Here is a 16,821-nt window from a genome sequence, read left to right as displayed (position 1 = left end):
CCGGTTTTTCTACCTGGAAATCCGGGTTGCCCAAGTCGCAACCCCGAGCCTGCTTACCGATGACCGAATATGTCGCAGCGTCGCAAGCAGCTGTCTTCCTACACTCGTTAAGCTGCGCAACGGATGTGCACGTGCCAGGCGCTTGACCTGCCCGTCGTACCGTCACCCGGCAAGGTGCGCATCTTATGGAAGTTGTATGTGACCTCATTGTCTTGTCCAGCTTCACCCACCTGTCACTCTGATTCGTTTATGGTGTTTCCAGAATTACCAGCGAACAGAGCTGACGGTCTCCCCGCAAGGGGATAACACGCGACGCTTCCATCAATAACAAGCCCAAGCGGAGTACCACAGATGGCGTTCTTCACCGCAGCCAGCAAGGCCGACTTCCAGCATCAACTGCAAGCGGCACTGGCCCAGCACATCAGTGAACAGGCACTGCCACAAGTGGCGCTGTTTGCTGAACAATTCTTCGGCATCATTTCCCTGGACGAACTGACCCAGCGTCGCCTTTCCGACCTGGCCGGCTGCACCCTCTCTGCGTGGCGCCTGCTTGAGCGCTTTGACCACACCCAACCGCAGGTGCGGGTCTACAACCCCGATTATGAACGTCATGGCTGGCAGTCGACCCACACCGCGGTCGAAGTGCTGCACCATGACTTGCCTTTCCTGGTGGACTCGGTCCGTACCGAACTGAACCGCCGTGGCTACAGCATCCACACCTTGCAAACCACCGTGCTCAGCGTACGTCGTGGTGCCAAGGGCGAGCTGCTGGAAATCCTGCCGAAAGGCACCCAGGGCGAAGGCATCCAGCAAGAATCGCTGATGTACCTGGAAATCGACCGCTGCGCCAACGCCGCCGAACTGAACGTGCTGAGCAAAGAGCTTGAGCAGGTGCTGGGCGAAGTGCGCGTGGCCGTGGCTGATTTCGAACCGATGAAAGCCAAGGTCCAGGACCTGCTGGCCGGTATCGACGCCAGCCAGTTCAGCATCGACGGCGAAGAAAAAGCCGAGATCAAGAACTTCCTGGAATGGCTGGTGGGCAACCACTTCACCTTCCTCGGCTATGAAGAGTTTGTGGTACGTGACGAGGCGGATGGCGGTCATATCGAATATGACGCCGATTCGTTCCTCGGTCTGACCAAACTGCTGCGCGCCGGTCTCACCGCCGACGACCTGCGCATCGAAGACTATGCCGTGGCCTACCTGCGTGAACCGACCGTGCTGTCGTTCGCCAAGGCTGCGCACCCGAGCCGCGTGCACCGCCCGGCGTATCCGGACTACGTGTCGATCCGTGAGATCAGCGCCGACGGCAAGGTCATCAAGGAACACCGTTTCATGGGCCTGTACACGTCCTCGGTGTATGGCGAAAGCGTGCGGGTCATTCCTTATATCCGTCGCAAGGTCGCGGAAATCGAACGCCGTTCCGGCTTCCAGCCCAAGGCTCACCTGGGCAAGGAGCTTGCTCAAGTCGTTGAGGTGCTGCCGCGTGATGACCTGTTCCAGACGCCAGTCGACGAGCTGTTCAGCACCGTGATGTCGATCGTGCAGATCCAGGAGCGCAACAAGATTCGCGTGTTCCTGCGCAAAGACCCGTACGGTCGTTTCTGCTACTGCCTGGCTTATGTGCCGCGCGACATCTATTCCACCGAAGTGCGTCAGAAAATTCAGCAGGTACTGATGGATCGGCTGAAAGCCTCGGATTGCGAATTCTGGACCTTCTTCTCCGAGTCCGTGCTGGCGCGCGTGCAACTGATTCTGCGGGTTGACCCGAAGAACCGCCTGGACATCGACCCGCTGCAACTGGAAAAAGAAGTGGTGCAAGCCTGCCGCAGCTGGCAGGACGACTACGCCAGCCTGGTGGTGGAGAGCTTCGGTGAAGCCCACGGCACCAACGTGCTGGCCGACTTCCCCAAAGGCTTCCCGGCCGGCTACCGTGAGCGTTTTGCCGCACATTCGGCCGTGGTCGACATGCAGCACCTGCTCAGCCTCACCGAAGCCAACCCACTGGTAATGAGCTTCTATCAGCCGCTGGGCCAGGTTTCCGGCCAACGCGAGCTGCATTGCAAGCTCTACCATGCCGACACCCCGCTGGCGTTGTCCGACGTGCTGCCGATCCTGGAAAACCTTGGCCTGCGCGTGCTGGGTGAGTTCCCGTATCGCCTGCGCCACGCCAATGGTCGTGAGTTCTGGATCCATGACTTCGCGTTCATCGCCGCCGAAGGCGTGAACCTGGACATCCAGCAGCTCAACGACACCCTGCAGGACGCGTTCGTGCATATCGTGCATGGCGACGCCGAGAACGATGCGTTCAACCGCCTGGTACTGACTGCCGGCCTGCCTTGGCGTGACGTGGCCTTGCTGCGTGCCTACGCCCGTTACCTGAAGCAGATCCGCCTGGGCTTTGACCTGGGTTACATCGCCAGCACCCTGAACAACCACACCGACATCGCTCGCGAGTTGACCCGGTTGTTCAAGACCCGTTTCTACCTGGCGCGCAAACTCACCGCCGAAGACCTGGAAGACAAGCAGCAACGCCTGGAACAAGCGATCCTCACCGCACTGGACGATGTTCAGGTGCTCAACGAAGACCGCATCCTGCGTCGCTACCTGGACCTGATCAAGGCCACCCTGCGTACCAACTTCTACCAGACCGACGCCAACGGTCAGAACAAGTCGTACTTCAGCTTCAAGTTCAACCCGCACGCGATTCCTGAGCTGCCTAAGCCAGTGCCGAAGTTTGAGATCTTCGTGTACTCGCCACGGGTTGAAGGTGTGCACCTGCGCTTCGGCAACGTCGCGCGTGGCGGTTTGCGCTGGTCCGACCGTGAAGAAGACTTCCGTACCGAAGTGCTTGGCCTGGTAAAAGCCCAGCAAGTGAAGAACTCGGTCATCGTGCCAGTGGGTGCGAAGGGCGGCTTCCTGCCGCGTCGCCTGCCACTGGGCGGCAGCCGGGACGAGATCGCGGCCGAAGGCATCGCCTGCTACCGCATCTTCATTTCCGGCCTGTTGGACATCACCGACAACCTGAAAGACGGCGCCCTGGTACCGCCGGCCAACGTTGTGCGCCATGACGACGATGACCCGTACCTGGTGGTGGCTGCGGACAAGGGCACTGCGACCTTCTCCGACATCGCCAACGGCATCGCCATCGACTACGGCTTCTGGCTGGGCGATGCGTTTGCTTCCGGTGGTTCCGCCGGTTACGACCACAAGAAAATGGGCATCACCGCCAAGGGCGCGTGGGTCGGTGTGCAGCGTCACTTCCGTGAGCGCGGCATCAATGTGCAGGAAGACAGCATCACGGTTGTGGGCGTCGGCGACATGGCCGGTGACGTGTTTGGTAACGGCCTGTTGATGTCCGACAAGCTGCAACTGGTCGCGGCCTTCAACCACCTGCATATCTTCATCGATCCAAACCCGAACCCGGCCACCAGCTTCGTCGAGCGCCAGCGCATGTTCGAGCTGCCGCGTTCGGCCTGGACCGACTACGACACCAGCATCATGTCCGAAGGCGGCGGTATCTTCTCGCGCAGCGCGAAGAGCATTGCCATCTCGCCACAGATGAAAGAGCGCTTCGACATCGCGGCCGACAAGCTGACCCCGACCGAATTGCTGAACGCCTTGCTCAAAGCGCCGGTAGACCTGTTGTGGAACGGCGGTATCGGCACCTACGTCAAGGCCAGCACCGAAAGCCACGCCGATGTGGGCGACAAGGCCAACGACGCACTGCGCGTCAATGGCAACGAGCTGCGCTGCAAAGTGGTAGGCGAGGGCGGTAACCTCGGCATGACCCAACTGGGTCGTGTGGAATTCGGCCTCAATGGCGGCGGTTCCAACACCGACTTCATCGACAACGCCGGTGGCGTGGACTGCTCCGACCACGAAGTGAACATCAAGATCTTGCTCAACGAAGTGGTGCAGGCCGGTGACATGACCGACAAGCAGCGCAACCAGTTGCTGGCGAGCATGACCGACGAAGTCGGCAACCTGGTGTTGGGCAACAACTACAAGCAGACCCAGGCCCTGTCCCTGGCGGCGCGCCGTGCCTACGAGCGTGCCGCCGAGTACAAGCGGCTGATGAGCGACCTGGAAGGCCGTGGCAAGCTGGACCGCGCCATCGAGTACCTGCCGACCGAGGAACAGCTCACCGAGCGCGCCGCGAACGGCAAGGGCCTGACCCGTCCGGAGCTGTCGGTGCTGATCTCGTACAGCAAGATCGACCTCAAGGAAGCGCTGCTCAAGTCGCTGGTGCCGGATGACGAGTACCTCACCCGTGACATGGAGACCGCGTTCCCACCGAGCCTGGTGGCCAAGTTCGGAGAGGCCATGCGTCGCCACCGTCTGAAGCGCGAGATTGTCAGCACCCAGATCGCCAACGACCTGGTCAACCACATGGGCATCGCCTTCGTGCAACGACTCAAGGAGTCGACGGGCATGAGCCCGGCGAATGTGGCGGGTGCTTATGTGATCGTGCGTGACATCTTCCACCTCCCGCACTGGTTCCGCCAGATCGAAGCCCTGGACCACCAGGTGTCGGCTGACGTGCAACTGGAATTGATGGATGAGCTGATGCGCCTGGGTCGGCGCGCCACGCGCTGGTTCCTGCGCAGCCGTCGCAACGAGCAGGACGCTGGTCGTGACACCGCGCACTTTGGTCCGCACCTGGCGGCGTTGGGCCTCAAGCTCGACGAACTGCTGGAAGGCCCGACTCGCGAAGGCTGGCAGAACCGTTACCAGGCCTACACCGAAGCCGGTGTTCCTGAGCTGTTGGCACGCATGGTTGCAGGTACTACCCACCTGTACACCTTGCTGCCGATCATCGAAGCCGCCGATGTAACGGGGCACGACGCCGCTGAAGTGGCCAAGGCCTACTTCGCCGTCGGCAGCGCCCTGGACTTGCCATGGTACCTGCAGCAGATCAGCGATTTGCCAGTGGCCAACAACTGGCAGGCCCAGGCCCGCGAAGCCTTCCGTGATGACGTGGACTGGCAGCAACGCGCGATCACCATCTCCGTCCTGCAAATGGCCGACGCGCCACAAGACATGGAAGCCCGCGTGGCCCTGTGGCTTGAGCAGCACAAGGACATGGCCGAGCGTTGGGTGGCGATGATGGTTGAGATTCGTGCCGCTGTGGGCACGGACTACGCCATGTATGCAGTGGCCAACCGTGAGTTGCTGGACCTGGCGTTGAGTGGTCAGTCGGTGCTGCAACCGGCTTGATCAAGCGGTAAAACAAAAGCCCCCGTATCGTGAGATTCGGGGGCTTTTTGTTGGAACACCTTCTGACAAACGATGCAGGGCAACTGTGGGAGCAGGCAAGCCAGCTCCCACATTTTGATCTCCATCTACCTTGGGGTCAGTGGTGCTTCAGTAATTTAGTTTCCAGGTGGTCCAGATGCTGGGTCATCAGCGCCACCGCGGTAGTTGAGTCACGCTGCTCCACTGCATCCACAATCGCCGCATGTTCCTGCCACGCGCAATACGTGCAGGCTTTTGCTTCGTATTGGGCAATGATCAACGACGTCAGCGGCACCAAACTGTTAAGGAACTGCGCCAGCGGTGCATTGCGCGCCATCGCTGCCAATTGCAGATGAAACTCTCCCGACAGCCGAATCGCCGGCCCACGCTGGTCGCGCTCGATGCACTCGCGCTCGCGGGCAATCAGCTCGCGTAACTGGCGTACCTGGGTCGGTGTGGCGTGCGCGCAGGCCAGTTGCACCACGGTCATTTCAGTCAGGCGCCGTGCTTCGAGAATTTGCCGGGTTTGCTGCTGGTCCGGCGCGGCGACCTGGGCCCGTTGGTTGGGGCGCAGGATGATCACTTGCTGATGGGACAGTTTTGCCAGGACCCGGCGAATCACACTGCGGCTCACGCCAAAGATTTCGCCCAGGCCTTCTTCGGTAAAACGACTGGCCGGGGCAATGCGTTGTTCGAGGATGGCGTCGAACAGCTGCGGGTAGATGTCGTCCACCGAAGGCTTTTTACCGGCGACCAGGCGCAGGGCAGGGAGGATGGGATCGCGTTGCAGCGCGTGAGCGGTCATGGCCTGTCTCCAGAAAGTCAGCTGCCCAGATGGTCGTCCGGGATGTTCAAACGAATGCCCATGCGCAGGCCTTCCTGAAGGATGTGCCGACGCATTTCCGCACTGGCCAGGGCGCTGTTTTTGTTGCGGATGGCGCGCACCACGGCCTCGTTCTCTCGCAGGCGCTCCGCCAGGTGCTCGGGCGAGTTGCGCAGCACTTGGGCGCTTTGCTTGAGGGCATTGCTGGTTTGCTGCACCACGTTCTGGAAGATCGGGTTGGAGGTCAGGGCGAACAGTTCTTCATGGAAGTCGATGTAGGCGTTCATGCCGGCTTCGGCGTCGCCGGCGTCGAGGGCTTCGCGCATGTCCATCAAGGTCAGGCGCAATTGGCCGACCTCTTTGCTGCTGATGGATTGGGCCACCAGGCCGACGATGAAGGGTTCAAGGGTGTAGCGCAGTTGCAGGATATCTTCCAGGCTGGCGTCGGCCACGGCGTCGCTGGATTGCGGCTCGCTGACGCTGGTCTCCAGCACCACCACGCCTTTGCCGGGCATGGAGCGCACCAGGCCAAGGGTTTCCAGGACGATCACGGCTTCGCGCAGGCTGGGGCGGCTGATGCCCATTTGTTCGGCCAGTTCGCGCTGGCCGGGGAGCATTTCGCCGCGTCGCCACTGGCCCCGCTTGAGTGCGGCGCGCAGTTTTTCTACGACTGAATTGACGACGGTTGAGGTGCTGATCACGTCGTACACTCCTTTAAGTTGCAAATACAATAATTAAACTGGCGTTGAGCCAATGTGGGAGGCTGGCAAGCCAGCTCCCACATTTGAACCGTGTCGCTTGCTCAGAACTCCTGATGCGCCGGCAGCACCGGTTTCTTCGCCTGGAAGGCGTAGCCTTGGTGACCATCGAGGACCTTGTTGGCACGCTGGATATCGATGTCTTTCTCCCAGCGGGCAATGGCCACGGTGGCGACGCAGTTGCCGATCAGGTTGGTCAATGCACGGCCGATGCCCATGAACCAATCCACCGCCAGCACCAGCACCAGGCCCACCACCGGAATCGCCGGGATCGCCGTAAGCGTGGCCGCCAGAATCACCAGGGCCGACCCTGGAATGCCGTGGGCACCCTTGGAGGTAATCAGCGACACCAGCAAGATGGTCATCAGGTCGGTCATCGACAGCGGTGTACCGGTGGCATTGGCGATAAACACGATGGCCAGGGTCAGGTAGATCGAAAAGCCATCGAGGTTGAACGAATACCCGGTTGGAATCACCAGGCCGACGGTGGAACTGCCAATACCCAGGTGCTCAAGTTTACGCATGACCTGCGGCAGCACGGCGTCGGAAGAGGCGGTGCCCATGACAATCAGCAGTTCTTCACGCAGGTACTTGAGCAGCGGCCACATGCGCAGCCCCGACACGCGCATCACCAAGCCGAGAATCAGCGCGACGAAAGCGAAGCAGGTCAGGTAGAACAGGCCCACCAGGCTGCCCAGATGTTGCAGCGAGTCCAGGCCGTAGGTGCTGGTGGTGAAGGCGATCGCGCCGAATACGCCGATTGGCGCCAGGCGCACGATCATGCCCATGATGCGGAAAATCACGTGGCTCAGTTCATTGATCAGCCGCGTGATGCCGGAGGCCGCTTCGCCCACCAGGTTCAGCGCACTGCCGAACAGCACCGAGAACAGCAGCACCTGCAACACGTTGTTCTCGGCGAAAGCGCCGATCACCGAGTTGGGGATCAGGTCCATCAGGAATTGGCTGGTGCCCTTGATGTGCTGGCCCTTGTCGGCCAGTTCATTGAGGCCGGCGGAGGAGAGCTGTTCCAGGTGGATATTGGCGCCAGTGCCGATACCGGTGCTGAAGGCCATGATCAGGCCGATCACCAGGGCGATGGTGGTCAGCACTTCAAAGTAGATCACCGACTTGAGGCCAATGCGCCCGACTTTCTTCAGGTCGCCGGCGCCGGAGATGCCGCTGACCACCACGCAGAACACGATCAGGCCGATCAGCATCTTGATCAGCTTGATAAAGCCGTCGCCCAAGGGTTTGAGTTGCGAGGAGAATTCGGGAAGGGCCAGGCCGCAGATTATGCCTAACATCAGGCCGATCACGACTTGCAGGAAAATCGAACGCGAGCACCATCTGAGCATGGGAGGGATCTCTATTCGGTGCCCTGGTGGTTCCAGGGCTTAATTGTTGTGGTCATACCGGTAAGTCCAGTGCGGGGCCAGTCTAGGCCAGGTATTTTTGAAATAACAAGTCATTATTTGCCAGTTGACGGGTCCCGGTCTGACCAGTTGGTCGGTGAGGGCGATGCTTGAGCGGTTGGCGGGGCGGGATTTTTTTCGCTTATCATCCGCCGCTCGGCCTATGAGGTGATAGATGGACCAGCCAGGACTGACCACCGACGAAACCGGGCGCACCCATTGCACCTGGCGCACCGCAGCGCCGGAATACCCGCATTACCACGACTGTGAGTGGGGCGTGCCGGTAGCGGATGACATCCAGCTGTACGAGAAGATCTGCCTGGAAGGTTTTCAGGCAGGCATGGCCTGGATCACCATCCTGCGCAAACGCGAGCAGTTTCGCGCGGCGTTCGAAGGTTTTGATTTTCGCCGGGTGGCGCAGTACGGCGAGTCGGATATCGAGCGGCTGATGCAGGACCCGGGCATCGTGCGTAATCGCGCGAAGATCGTGTCCACCCTCAACAATGCGCGCAGGGCATGTGAGTTGGTGGAGGAGGCCGGCTCGCTGGCACGGTGGTTGTGGGCGTTTGAGCCCGCTGACGATGAACGCCCGGCCTTGGTAGACATGGCTTACTGGACGGGTAACCCCACCTCACCGGCTTCCGAACGTTTGTCGAAAGCCCTGAAGAAGCGGGGTTGGACGTTTGTCGGCCCGACCACGATGTATGCGCTGATGCAGGCGATGGGGATGGTTAATGATCATCTGGAAGGCTGCTACTGCCGGCCGCGAATTGAAACGCTGCGGCGGCAGTTCAAGCGGCCCTGAATCCCTGCTCCCACAGGGGGGTGGTGGTGTGGCTGATTAGTGTGGAAGGGGTGTCAGCACCTCAGCCTTGTCATCCAACACCATCACCACCAGCAACTTGGCCGGTTTTGTCTGGCTGGCATTGCTCGATTCAAAGTGCCGCGAACCCGCCGGTTCGTAGAACGACTCACCCACTGTGTAGGTCTTCGCCTTCTCCTCATTCACCCGCGAAGTCACCGCGCCCTCCAGCACGTAAGCCACGGCGGTGCCGGTGTGGCTATGGGGCACAGTGGCCTGGCCGGGGGCATAATCGACGGTGAGCAGGATGGTTTTCTTGCCGGGCACATTGGTCAGCGCGTGCTCTTGCAGAACCTTGATCGATTCCTGGTTGTAAACCGGTTCGTGTGCAAAGGCGGTGAGCGAGGTGAACATCAGCGCGCTGGCGAGCAGTCGTTTCATGGCGAGGTTTCCAAGTCATTCGAGACCTCTTCACCCTACGCCGCAGCGCCTGGGTGACCAATGACCAATCCAGCGGAAAACCGCCTAGCCAATCTGCTGGAGAATATCGCGGACCTTGTCCAGCGCCGGGTCGATGTCCAGGGTTTCGATGGCGCCGAAGCCGATGATCAGGCCAGGACGTACCGGAGCGTCGTGGAAGAACACATCCAGGGGGTACAGACCCACTTCGACCTGCCGCGCCAGCTCCATCAGCAGCGGGATGTTGACCGGCACCTTGCACAATGCAGCCATGTGGAACCCGGCCACGGTCGGCACGGCGTCGAACCACGGCGACAAATCCCCCGCCAAGCGCTGCAGGATGCGCTCGCGGCGCCCGGCATAGACCGTGTGGCAGCGGCGGATATGCTTGAGCAGGTAGCCTTCGCTGATGAATTTGGCCAATGCCCATTGCGGCAGCGTCGAGCTGTGCTGGTCGGTCAATTGCTTGGCTTTGAGCACCGCGCCATGAATCGCCGGTGGCAGCACCGCGTAGCCCAGGCGTAGCTCGGGCAGCAACGTTTTCGAGAAGGTGCCGACGTAGGTCACCAGGCCGCGGGTGTCCATGCTTTGCAGGGAGTCGGTAGGGCGCCCCTCGTAGCGGAACTCGCTGTCGTAGTCGTCCTCGATAATGATCGCGCCCAGCTCTAGCGCCCGCGCCCGCAAGGCTTCACGGCGTGGCGGGCTCATGGGCATGCCAAGGGGGAACTGGTGTGAGGGCGTCACGTAGATCAGCCGCGTGCCGTCGGGAATCTGGTCGACGCGAATGCCCTGTGCATCCACCGGCACACTGGCAACGTTGGCGCCCATTGCCATGAACAACTGGCGTGCGGGGCTGTAGCCGGGGTCTTCCATGGCGACAATGCTGCCCGGTTCCAGCACCACGCGTGCGATCAAATCCAGCGCCTGCTGTGCGCCGTTGGTGACGATGATGTCGCTGTCGCGGCATTTCACGCCGCGCGAGAACGCGATATGCCCGGCGATTGCACTGCGCAACGCAGGCAAGCCTTCGGGTTGGCTGTAGAACCCACTGTTCTGGGCAATCCGGCGCAGCGCGTCCTGGGTGCAGCGCCGCCATTCATCCTGGGGGAACTGGTTGCGGCTGGTGGCACCGCCGATAAATTCGTAACGCAGCGTGCTGTCGCGCGTGGGGTGGCGCATGGGCGAGGGCAGCGACTGCCACTTCGCCAGGTTGGCGGCGCAGGCCAGGTCGGTGGCGGTTTGCAGGCGTTCGGACTGCGGTGCGCGGGCGTTGACGAAGGTGCCACGGCCCGTCTTGCCGACCAGCAGGCCTTCGTAGGTGAGGGTGGCGTAGGTGTCGGACACGGTCTTGCGCGATATGCCCAGTTGCTCGGCAAGCAAGCGGCTGGGCGGCAATTGCGCGCCAGCGGCCAGGCGTCCGGAGCCGATGGCTTCGTGCAGCTGTTGGTACAACTGTTCGGCCAGATCCTTGCGGCCGTTGATCACAACGTGCAGTTCCATGTCTTATCCCGGGCATTCACTCTTTGCCAAGATTACGCGCCTGCGTGACAGGCTCAAAATGGTCTGCGCATAAACCGGCTGATTGGCTATAGGGCTTATGCCTTGCGGACTCTAGGCTGGTTTGTCATTGCGCCCTACGCCAGAGAACCGTTCCATGGAACCTCGCCTCGATTACTACACCGCCTCGCCGCAAGCGCTCAAGGGCATGCTGATGCTGGAGGCGACAACCTTTGGTTTGTCCATCGAAAAGCCCTTGCTGGAGCTGATCAAGATTCGTGTCTCGCAGCTCAACGGCTGTGGGTTTTGCACAGACATGCACTCAATGGCGGCGCGCCAGCGCGGCGAAACCGAGCGACGCTTGTTCGCGTTGTGCGTATGGCGTGACTCGCCGTTTTTCACGGCACGGGAAAAGGCGGCACTCGCCTGGAGTGAATCGGTGGCGACGCTGCCGACCTCGACGGTATCGGATGAATTGTACGCGGCTGTACGCGTGGAATTCAGTGAGCAGGAGCTGGTGGACCTGACCATGGCGGTGTCCAGCATCAGTGGCTGGAACCGCCTGGCGGTGAGCTTTCGGCAGCAGCCGCCGAATGCTTGAATGTGCCAGCTCCCACATAGAGTGCGGCTTTCAGGACAGGAAACCGCCATCCACATTCAGCGACACACCCGTGGTGTAGCTGGATGCATCGCTGGCCAGGAACAGCACCGCGCCGGCCATCTCGCTTGGATCCGCCACACGCTTGAGGGGGATCTGCGCCAGGGCCATTTTCAGGATTGCGTCATTCTTCACCAGGGCCGAGGCGAACTTGGTGTCGGTGAGGCCCGGCAACAGGGCGTTGCAACGAATGCCGAACTCGGCGCATTCCTTGGCGAACACCTTGGTCATGTTGATCACAGCGGCCTTGGTCACCGAATAGATGCCCTGGAATACACCCGGCGAAATCCCGTTGATCGACGCTACGTTGATGATGCTGCCGCCGCCGTTTTCGCGCATCAGCTTGCCGGCTTCCACCGACATGAAAAAATAGCCACGGATGTTCACGTCAACGGTCTTCTGGAACGCACCGAGATCGGTGTCCAGCACGTTGCAGAATTGCGGGTTGGTCGCAGCGTTGTTCACCAGGATATCCAGGCGACCAAACTGTTCGCGAATGCCGGCGAACACTTGGGTGATCTGCTCCATCTCGCCGATGTGGCAGGCCACGGCGGTGGCCTTGCCGCCGTCGGCGATGATTGCATCAGCCACGTGCTGGCAGCCTTCCAGCTTGCGGCTGGAAACGATCACGTGAGCGCCTTGTTGGGCCAGCAACTTGGCGATCGCTTCACCGATGCCACGGCTGGCGCCGGAAACGAATGCGATCTTGCCATCGAGGTCGAACAGGTTGGTCTTGGACATGAGGGTTCCTTAGAGGGCTGATTTACCGATGACATTCAGGCTCATTTGCTCCAGCAGCTTGTTCATTTGAATGAACTGCGGAAAGCGTTTGTCCTGGGTCTGGCCATGGAAGAAGCGGTAGTAGATCTGCTGCACGATACCGGCCAGGCGGAACAGGCCGTAGGTGTAGTAGAAGTCGAAATTGTCGATCTGCAGGCCCGCGCGTTCAGCGTAGTAATCGACGAACTGGCGGCGGGTGAGCATGCCGGGGGCGTTGCTTGGCTGACGGCGCATCAGTTGCACCGGCGCAGGGTCAGCGGCTTCGATCCAGTAGGCGAGGGTGTTGCCCAGGTCCATCAGCGGGTCGCCGAGGGTGGTCAGTTCCCAGTCCAGCACGCCGATGATCTGCATCGGATTATGCGGGTCAAGAATCACGTTGTCGAAGCGGTAGTCGTTATGCACGATGCTTGACGTCGGGTGGTCGGCGGGCATTTTTTCATTCAGCCAGGCGCGTACCGCATCCCAGCGTGGCGCGTCGGGGGTCAGAGCCTTTTCGTAGCGATCGCTCCAGCCACGGATCTGGCGTTCAACGTAGCCTTCGGGTTTGCCCAAATCCGCCAGGCCGCAGGCGCTGTAGTCCACCTGATGCAGTTCAACGAATTTGTCGATAAAGCTCTTGCACAGCGCCTCGGTCTTGGCGGCATCCAGGCCCAGCTCGGCCGGCAGGTCGGAGCGCAGGATGATGCCGTTGACGCGCTCCATCACGTAGAACTCGGCACCGATCACCGATTCGTCGGTGCAATGCACGTAGGCCTTGGGGCAGTAGGGAAAGCCGTCTTTGAGCTGGTTGAGAATGCGGTATTCGCGGCCCATGTCATGGGCGGACTTGGCTTTGTGCCCAAACGGTGGGCGACGTAGCACGAACTCCTGACCGGGGTATTCCAACAGGTAGGTCAGGTTGGACGCGCCACCTGGGAACTGGCTGATCGTAGGCGTGCCGCTCAAGCCCGGGATGTGAGCCTTGAGGTAGGGATCGATCAGGCTGGCATCAAGTTCTTCACCTGGGCGAATTTGGGTCGATTGGTCGTTCAGCGCCATGCTTATCCCTTCTGCTTATTCTAAAGGCCTTGGACTATTTCCTAATCTAATGCGCACCACCGCCCAGCGACAAGGTCGGGGCGGCTTAATAGGTTAGCGTGTTGGACGATGATCAGCGTGCCTGATCGGTCATTTATTGGGCGGGGGCAGGGCGACCGGCGTGAGCACCGGACGCCCGGCGAAGTATTCCACCAGGTTGTCGGCCACGCGTTGCACGGTGTCATGGGCGGCTTCCGGCGAGAGGCCCGCGACATGGGAGGTGAGCACGGTGTTGCCGAGTTTTTTGAGCGCGTCGGGCACCTTGGGCTCGTCGTCGAACACATCCAGCGCGGCGCCGCCGATGCGGCGTTGCTCCAGGGCGGCGACCAGGTCGGCGGTGACCACCACGCTGCCACGGCCGATGTTGACCAGATAGCCATTCGGCCCCAGCGCGTCCAGGGCATGGCGATCGATCAGGTGGCGGGTGCTGGCGCCGCCGGGGGTGGCCAGGATCAGGAAGTCCGAGGTGCGCGCCAGTTCCACGGCGGTTGCGCAGTAGGTGTAGTCCACGTCGTCGCGCGGCTGGCGGTTGTGATAACTCACCTCCATGCCGAATCCCAGGGCGGCACGCTTGGCGATCTCCAGGCCCACCGCACCGAGTCCAAGAATGCCCAGCTGCTTGCCGCCCAGCGACGGGCGCATCACTTTCGGCCATTCATGACGGCGCACGGCTGCGTCGGTCTGAGGGATGCCGCGCACCAGCGACAGCAGCAACGCCATGGCGTGATCGGCCACCGACGGCGCATTCACTCCGGCGCCATTGGTGACGACGATTCCGCGATTGCTGGCGGCCTGCAGGTCAACATGCTCATAGCCGGCGCCGATTACGCAGATTATTTCCAGCAGCGGCAGGGCGGCGATTTCCTCGGCGTACAAACCCAGCGGGCCACGGGTCAGTACGGCGTTGATCTGGCTGCCATGGGCTTTGATGGCTTCGGCGCGTTCGGTGGGCGTCGGCGCCAGGATCACGTGAAAGTCATTGCTCTCGATGATGGGCAGGTATTCGTTGATGGTTTCTACCAGGACCAGAACGGTGGCGGTCATCGGAAGGCTCTTCCTGAAGGGTTTGAGGGCATGAGTATGCAGTATTTGCGTGGTCAGAAGCGGATCTCAGCCGCTCTCGTGCGCTTCACAAACGCCCCAGCCAACGTCGCGTTGTGATGCTCGATAATCGCCTCGGCTTTCAATGCCGCAGTGTCCATGCAGGTATGGCCGTCTTCCGGCAGCACCACCTGGAAGCCCAGTTCCACCGCAACCCGGCAGGTGGCGTCGATACAGAACTGGGTTTTCATGCCCACGATCACCAATTGGCTGACCTGTGCCGCCCTCAGTTGCTGCTGCAAGTCTGTGCCCAGGAAGCAACTGGGGCGGGTTTTGTTGAACAACAGATCGCGCGACTCGTCGACATCCAGGCCATGCCATAGCTGCCAGGGCGCGCTGCCGGCTTCAATCGGCGAGCCTGCCGGGCCAGTGTGGCGGGCGACGAAGATCGGGGCGCCTGCATGGCGTGCACGCTGAATCAGTTGGTTGATGGTGGCGAGTACACGTTCGCGCTCGAAGGGCTTTTCCGGACCGTCGTATAAGCCAGTTTGCATATCAATGATCAGCAGGGCGTCAGTCATGGTGTTGCTCCTTGCAATGGCCAGATGGCGGAGCAATAAAAAGGCCCCGTCCATTGCTGGCGGGGCCTTGGGTTGAATCTGTGAGGTGTCTAGCGTGAACACCCACCGCAACCGCACGACCCGCCTGAGGCGGTCGTGGTGGTGGTGGGGGTGAGGTTCAGCTGAATACGGTTCATGGCTGGATCATGCTGAAAGCGGCGCCAAGTTGTCAACGAATGTGTTTGATTTGTGCGCGGCGCGTCGATGTACCACGCCACCGTTCCTCAGCTAAGTCTTTGCTTATTCAACAGAATCCCGGACAATCCGGCCCCTTCTATGGTCGGGGCGCTGCCTGTCAGGTTTTTCTGACTCGTCCCGACCGTGTAAAAGCGGAGATCCGATCGGATGAATGATCAGGCCAATAGCGTCGACCAACGCTATGAGACGACACCTGCAACCCTCACACGCTGGAGCCGCCAGGACACCACCTGGATGCTTGGCCTGTTCGGCACCGCCATTGGCGCCGGCACGCTGTTCTTGCCGATCAACGCGGGCCTGGGAGGCTTCTGGCCACTGGTGATCCTCGCGGTACTGGCCTTCCCGATGACGTTCTTCGCCCACCGTGGCCTGACCCGCTTCGTACTGTCCGGTCGAGAAGGCTCCGACATCACCGACGTCGTCGAAGAGCACTTCGGCATCAAGGCCGGTGCGCTGATCACCTTGCTGTACTTCTTTGCTATCTTCCCGATCCTGCTGATCTACAGCGTGGCGCTGACCAACACCGTTGGTAGCTTCATGGAACACCAACTGCACATCATGCCGCCACCACGAGCGATTCTGTCGTTGGTGCTGATCCTCGGCCTGCTGGCCGTGGTGCGTTGCGGCGAGCAAGTGATCGTCAAGGCCATGAGCCTGATGGTGTATCCGTTCATCGTCGCCTTGCTGTTCCTGGCGGTGTACCTGGTTCCGCATTGGAATGGCGGCATCCTCAGCACCGCCAGCGTAGTCCCGGCACCGTCTGCACTGCTCAATACGCTGTGGCTGGCGATCCCGGTGATGGTGTTCTCGTTCAACCATTCGCCGATCATCTCGGCCTTTGCGGTTGACCAGAAGCGCCAGTACGGCGCCCACGCCGATGAGCGCAGCTCGCAGATCCTGTCCCGCGCACACGTATTGATGGTGGTGATGGTGCTGTTCTTCGTATTCAGCTGCGTACTGACCCTATCGCCGGCGCAGTTGGCCGAAGCGAAGGCGCAGAACCTGTCGATCCTGTCGTACCTGGCCAACCACTTCGATAACCCGACCATCGAGTTTGCCGCTCCGTTGATCGCGTTTGTGGCGATTGCCAAATCGTTCCTGGGCCACTACATCGGCGCCAGCGAAGGCCTCAAGGGGTTGGTGCTGAAAACGGGTCGTCGCCCGGGTGCCAAGCGCCTGGACCGCATGACTGCCGCTTTCATGCTGGTGGCGTGCTGGATGGTTGCGACGTTAAACCCAAGCATTCTCCACATGATTGAGGCTCTGGGTGGTCCGATCATTGCTTCAATCCTGTTCCTGATGCCGATGTATGCCATCCGCAAAGTGCCGGCCATGGCCAAGTACCGTGGGCAGGCGTCCAATGTGTTTGTCACGGCGGTTGGCCTGGTGGCGATCACTGCGGTGGTGTACTCGCTGATTCCTTGATGTGAGCAAAACCTTCGACCCGGGCTTTCCTCA

General features: G+C 60.9%; 13 protein-coding genes. 4 read left to right on the top strand and 9 right to left on the bottom strand.

Annotated features, from left to right (window positions below; genetic code table 11):
• Positions 1-351 precede the first annotated feature (351 nt).
• On the top strand, positions 352-5,220 hold the full coding sequence (locus JBO08_RS07960; RefSeq protein WP_220074217.1) for an NAD-glutamate dehydrogenase: 4,869 nt from the start codon (positions 352-354) through the stop codon (positions 5,218-5,220).
• Between the two features lie 136 nt (positions 5,221-5,356).
• On the opposite strand, the gene JBO08_RS07955 is transcribed toward JBO08_RS07960, so the two are convergent.
• From JBO08_RS07955 to JBO08_RS07945, 3 genes are all read right to left on the bottom strand, one after another.
• Positions 5,357-6,043 (bottom strand): GntR family transcriptional regulator, encoded by a 687-nt coding sequence (locus tag JBO08_RS07955; RefSeq protein WP_220074218.1) that lies wholly within the window; start codon positions 6,041-6,043, stop codon positions 5,357-5,359.
• Positions 6,044-6,060: 17 nt separating this feature from the next.
• Positions 6,061-6,762, bottom strand: coding sequence for a FadR/GntR family transcriptional regulator (locus tag JBO08_RS07950; RefSeq protein ID WP_065872845.1), 702 nt, complete (start codon positions 6,760-6,762; stop codon positions 6,061-6,063).
• Positions 6,763-6,863: 101 nt separating this feature from the next.
• The gene (locus tag JBO08_RS07945; RefSeq protein ID WP_175402987.1) at positions 6,864-8,189 is read right to left on the bottom strand and encodes a C4-dicarboxylate transporter DctA; all 1,326 of its coding nucleotides are present in this window, start codon (positions 8,187-8,189) and stop codon (positions 6,864-6,866) included.
• Positions 8,190-8,406: 217 nt separating this feature from the next.
• On the opposite strand from JBO08_RS07945, the gene JBO08_RS07940 reads away from it, so the two are divergent.
• The gene (locus JBO08_RS07940; RefSeq protein WP_065872847.1) at positions 8,407-9,036 is read left to right on the top strand and encodes a DNA-3-methyladenine glycosylase I; all 630 of its coding nucleotides are present in this window, start codon (positions 8,407-8,409) and stop codon (positions 9,034-9,036) included.
• A 36-nt stretch (positions 9,037-9,072) separates the two neighbouring features.
• Here the strand turns inward: JBO08_RS07940 and JBO08_RS07935 are convergent, their stop codons facing one another.
• Entirely contained in the window at positions 9,073-9,474 is a 402-nt protein-coding gene (locus JBO08_RS07935; protein WP_065872848.1) for a cupin domain-containing protein, read from the bottom strand.
• Positions 9,475-9,558: 84 nt separating this feature from the next.
• Positions 9,559-10,992 carry a PLP-dependent aminotransferase family protein gene (locus JBO08_RS07930; RefSeq protein WP_220074219.1) on the bottom strand — a complete coding sequence of 478 codons (1,434 nt, stop codon included), beginning with the start codon at positions 10,990-10,992 and terminating at the stop codon, positions 9,559-9,561.
• Between the two features lie 154 nt (positions 10,993-11,146).
• On the opposite strand from JBO08_RS07930, the gene JBO08_RS07925 reads away from it, so the two are divergent.
• Positions 11,147-11,590 (top strand): carboxymuconolactone decarboxylase family protein, encoded by a 444-nt coding sequence (locus tag JBO08_RS07925; protein WP_065872850.1) that lies wholly within the window; start codon positions 11,147-11,149, stop codon positions 11,588-11,590.
• A 30-nt stretch (positions 11,591-11,620) separates the two neighbouring features.
• Here JBO08_RS07925 and JBO08_RS07920 read toward each other — a convergent pair whose 3' ends face one another.
• From JBO08_RS07920 to JBO08_RS07905, 4 genes are all read right to left on the bottom strand, one after another.
• Positions 11,621-12,388: an SDR family oxidoreductase gene (locus JBO08_RS07920; protein ID WP_049713006.1), complete on the bottom strand. Its 768-nt coding sequence runs from the start codon at positions 12,386-12,388 to the stop codon at positions 11,621-11,623.
• Positions 12,389-12,397: 9 nt separating this feature from the next.
• Positions 12,398-13,465 carry a phosphotransferase family protein gene (locus tag JBO08_RS07915; protein ID WP_220074220.1) on the bottom strand — a complete coding sequence of 356 codons (1,068 nt, stop codon included), beginning with the start codon at positions 13,463-13,465 and terminating at the stop codon, positions 12,398-12,400.
• Positions 13,466-13,594: 129 nt separating this feature from the next.
• A complete protein-coding gene (locus JBO08_RS07910) occupies positions 13,595-14,548 on the bottom strand; it encodes a 2-hydroxyacid dehydrogenase (protein WP_065872852.1) in 954 nt (317 codons plus the stop codon).
• Between the two features lie 53 nt (positions 14,549-14,601).
• Entirely contained in the window at positions 14,602-15,126 is a 525-nt protein-coding gene (locus JBO08_RS07905; RefSeq protein ID WP_065872853.1) for a cysteine hydrolase family protein, read from the bottom strand.
• 384 nt (positions 15,127-15,510) lie between these two features.
• On the opposite strand from JBO08_RS07905, the gene JBO08_RS07900 reads away from it, so the two are divergent.
• On the top strand, positions 15,511-16,788 hold the full coding sequence (locus tag JBO08_RS07900; protein ID WP_065872854.1) for a serine/threonine transporter: 1,278 nt from the start codon (positions 15,511-15,513) through the stop codon (positions 16,786-16,788).
• Positions 16,789-16,821: the final 33 nt, after the last annotated feature.

Source organism: Pseudomonas sp. LAP_36, from assembly GCF_019456785.1.
Taxonomy (GTDB): domain Bacteria; phylum Pseudomonadota; class Gammaproteobacteria; order Pseudomonadales; family Pseudomonadaceae; genus Aquipseudomonas; species Aquipseudomonas tritici.
The sequence above is the reverse complement of the archived record's forward strand: the minus strand, read 5'-3'. Positions and strand labels throughout refer to the sequence as shown.

Coding starts and splice junctions, on each gene's coding strand:
- JBO08_RS07960 (WP_220074217.1), top strand. CDS start 352: ATGGCGTTCTTCACCGCAGCCAGCAAGGCCGACTTCCAGCATCAACTG.
- JBO08_RS07955 (WP_220074218.1), bottom strand. CDS start 6,043: ATGACCGCTCACGCGCTGCAACGCGATCCCATCCTCCCTGCCCTGCGC.
- JBO08_RS07940 (WP_065872847.1), top strand. CDS start 8,407: ATGGACCAGCCAGGACTGACCACCGACGAAACCGGGCGCACCCATTGC.
- JBO08_RS07935 (WP_065872848.1), bottom strand. CDS start 9,474: ATGAAACGACTGCTCGCCAGCGCGCTGATGTTCACCTCGCTCACCGCC.
- JBO08_RS07930 (WP_220074219.1), bottom strand. CDS start 10,992: ATGGAACTGCACGTTGTGATCAACGGCCGCAAGGATCTGGCCGAACAG.
- JBO08_RS07925 (WP_065872850.1), top strand. CDS start 11,147: ATGGAACCTCGCCTCGATTACTACACCGCCTCGCCGCAAGCGCTCAAG.
- JBO08_RS07920 (WP_049713006.1), bottom strand. CDS start 12,388: ATGTCCAAGACCAACCTGTTCGACCTCGATGGCAAGATCGCATTCGTT.
- JBO08_RS07915 (WP_220074220.1), bottom strand. CDS start 13,465: ATGGCGCTGAACGACCAATCGACCCAAATTCGCCCAGGTGAAGAACTT.
- JBO08_RS07910 (WP_065872852.1), bottom strand. CDS start 14,548: ATGACCGCCACCGTTCTGGTCCTGGTAGAAACCATCAACGAATACCTG.
- JBO08_RS07905 (WP_065872853.1), bottom strand. CDS start 15,126: ATGACTGACGCCCTGCTGATCATTGATATGCAAACTGGCTTATACGAC.
- JBO08_RS07900 (WP_065872854.1), top strand. CDS start 15,511: ATGAATGATCAGGCCAATAGCGTCGACCAACGCTATGAGACGACACCT.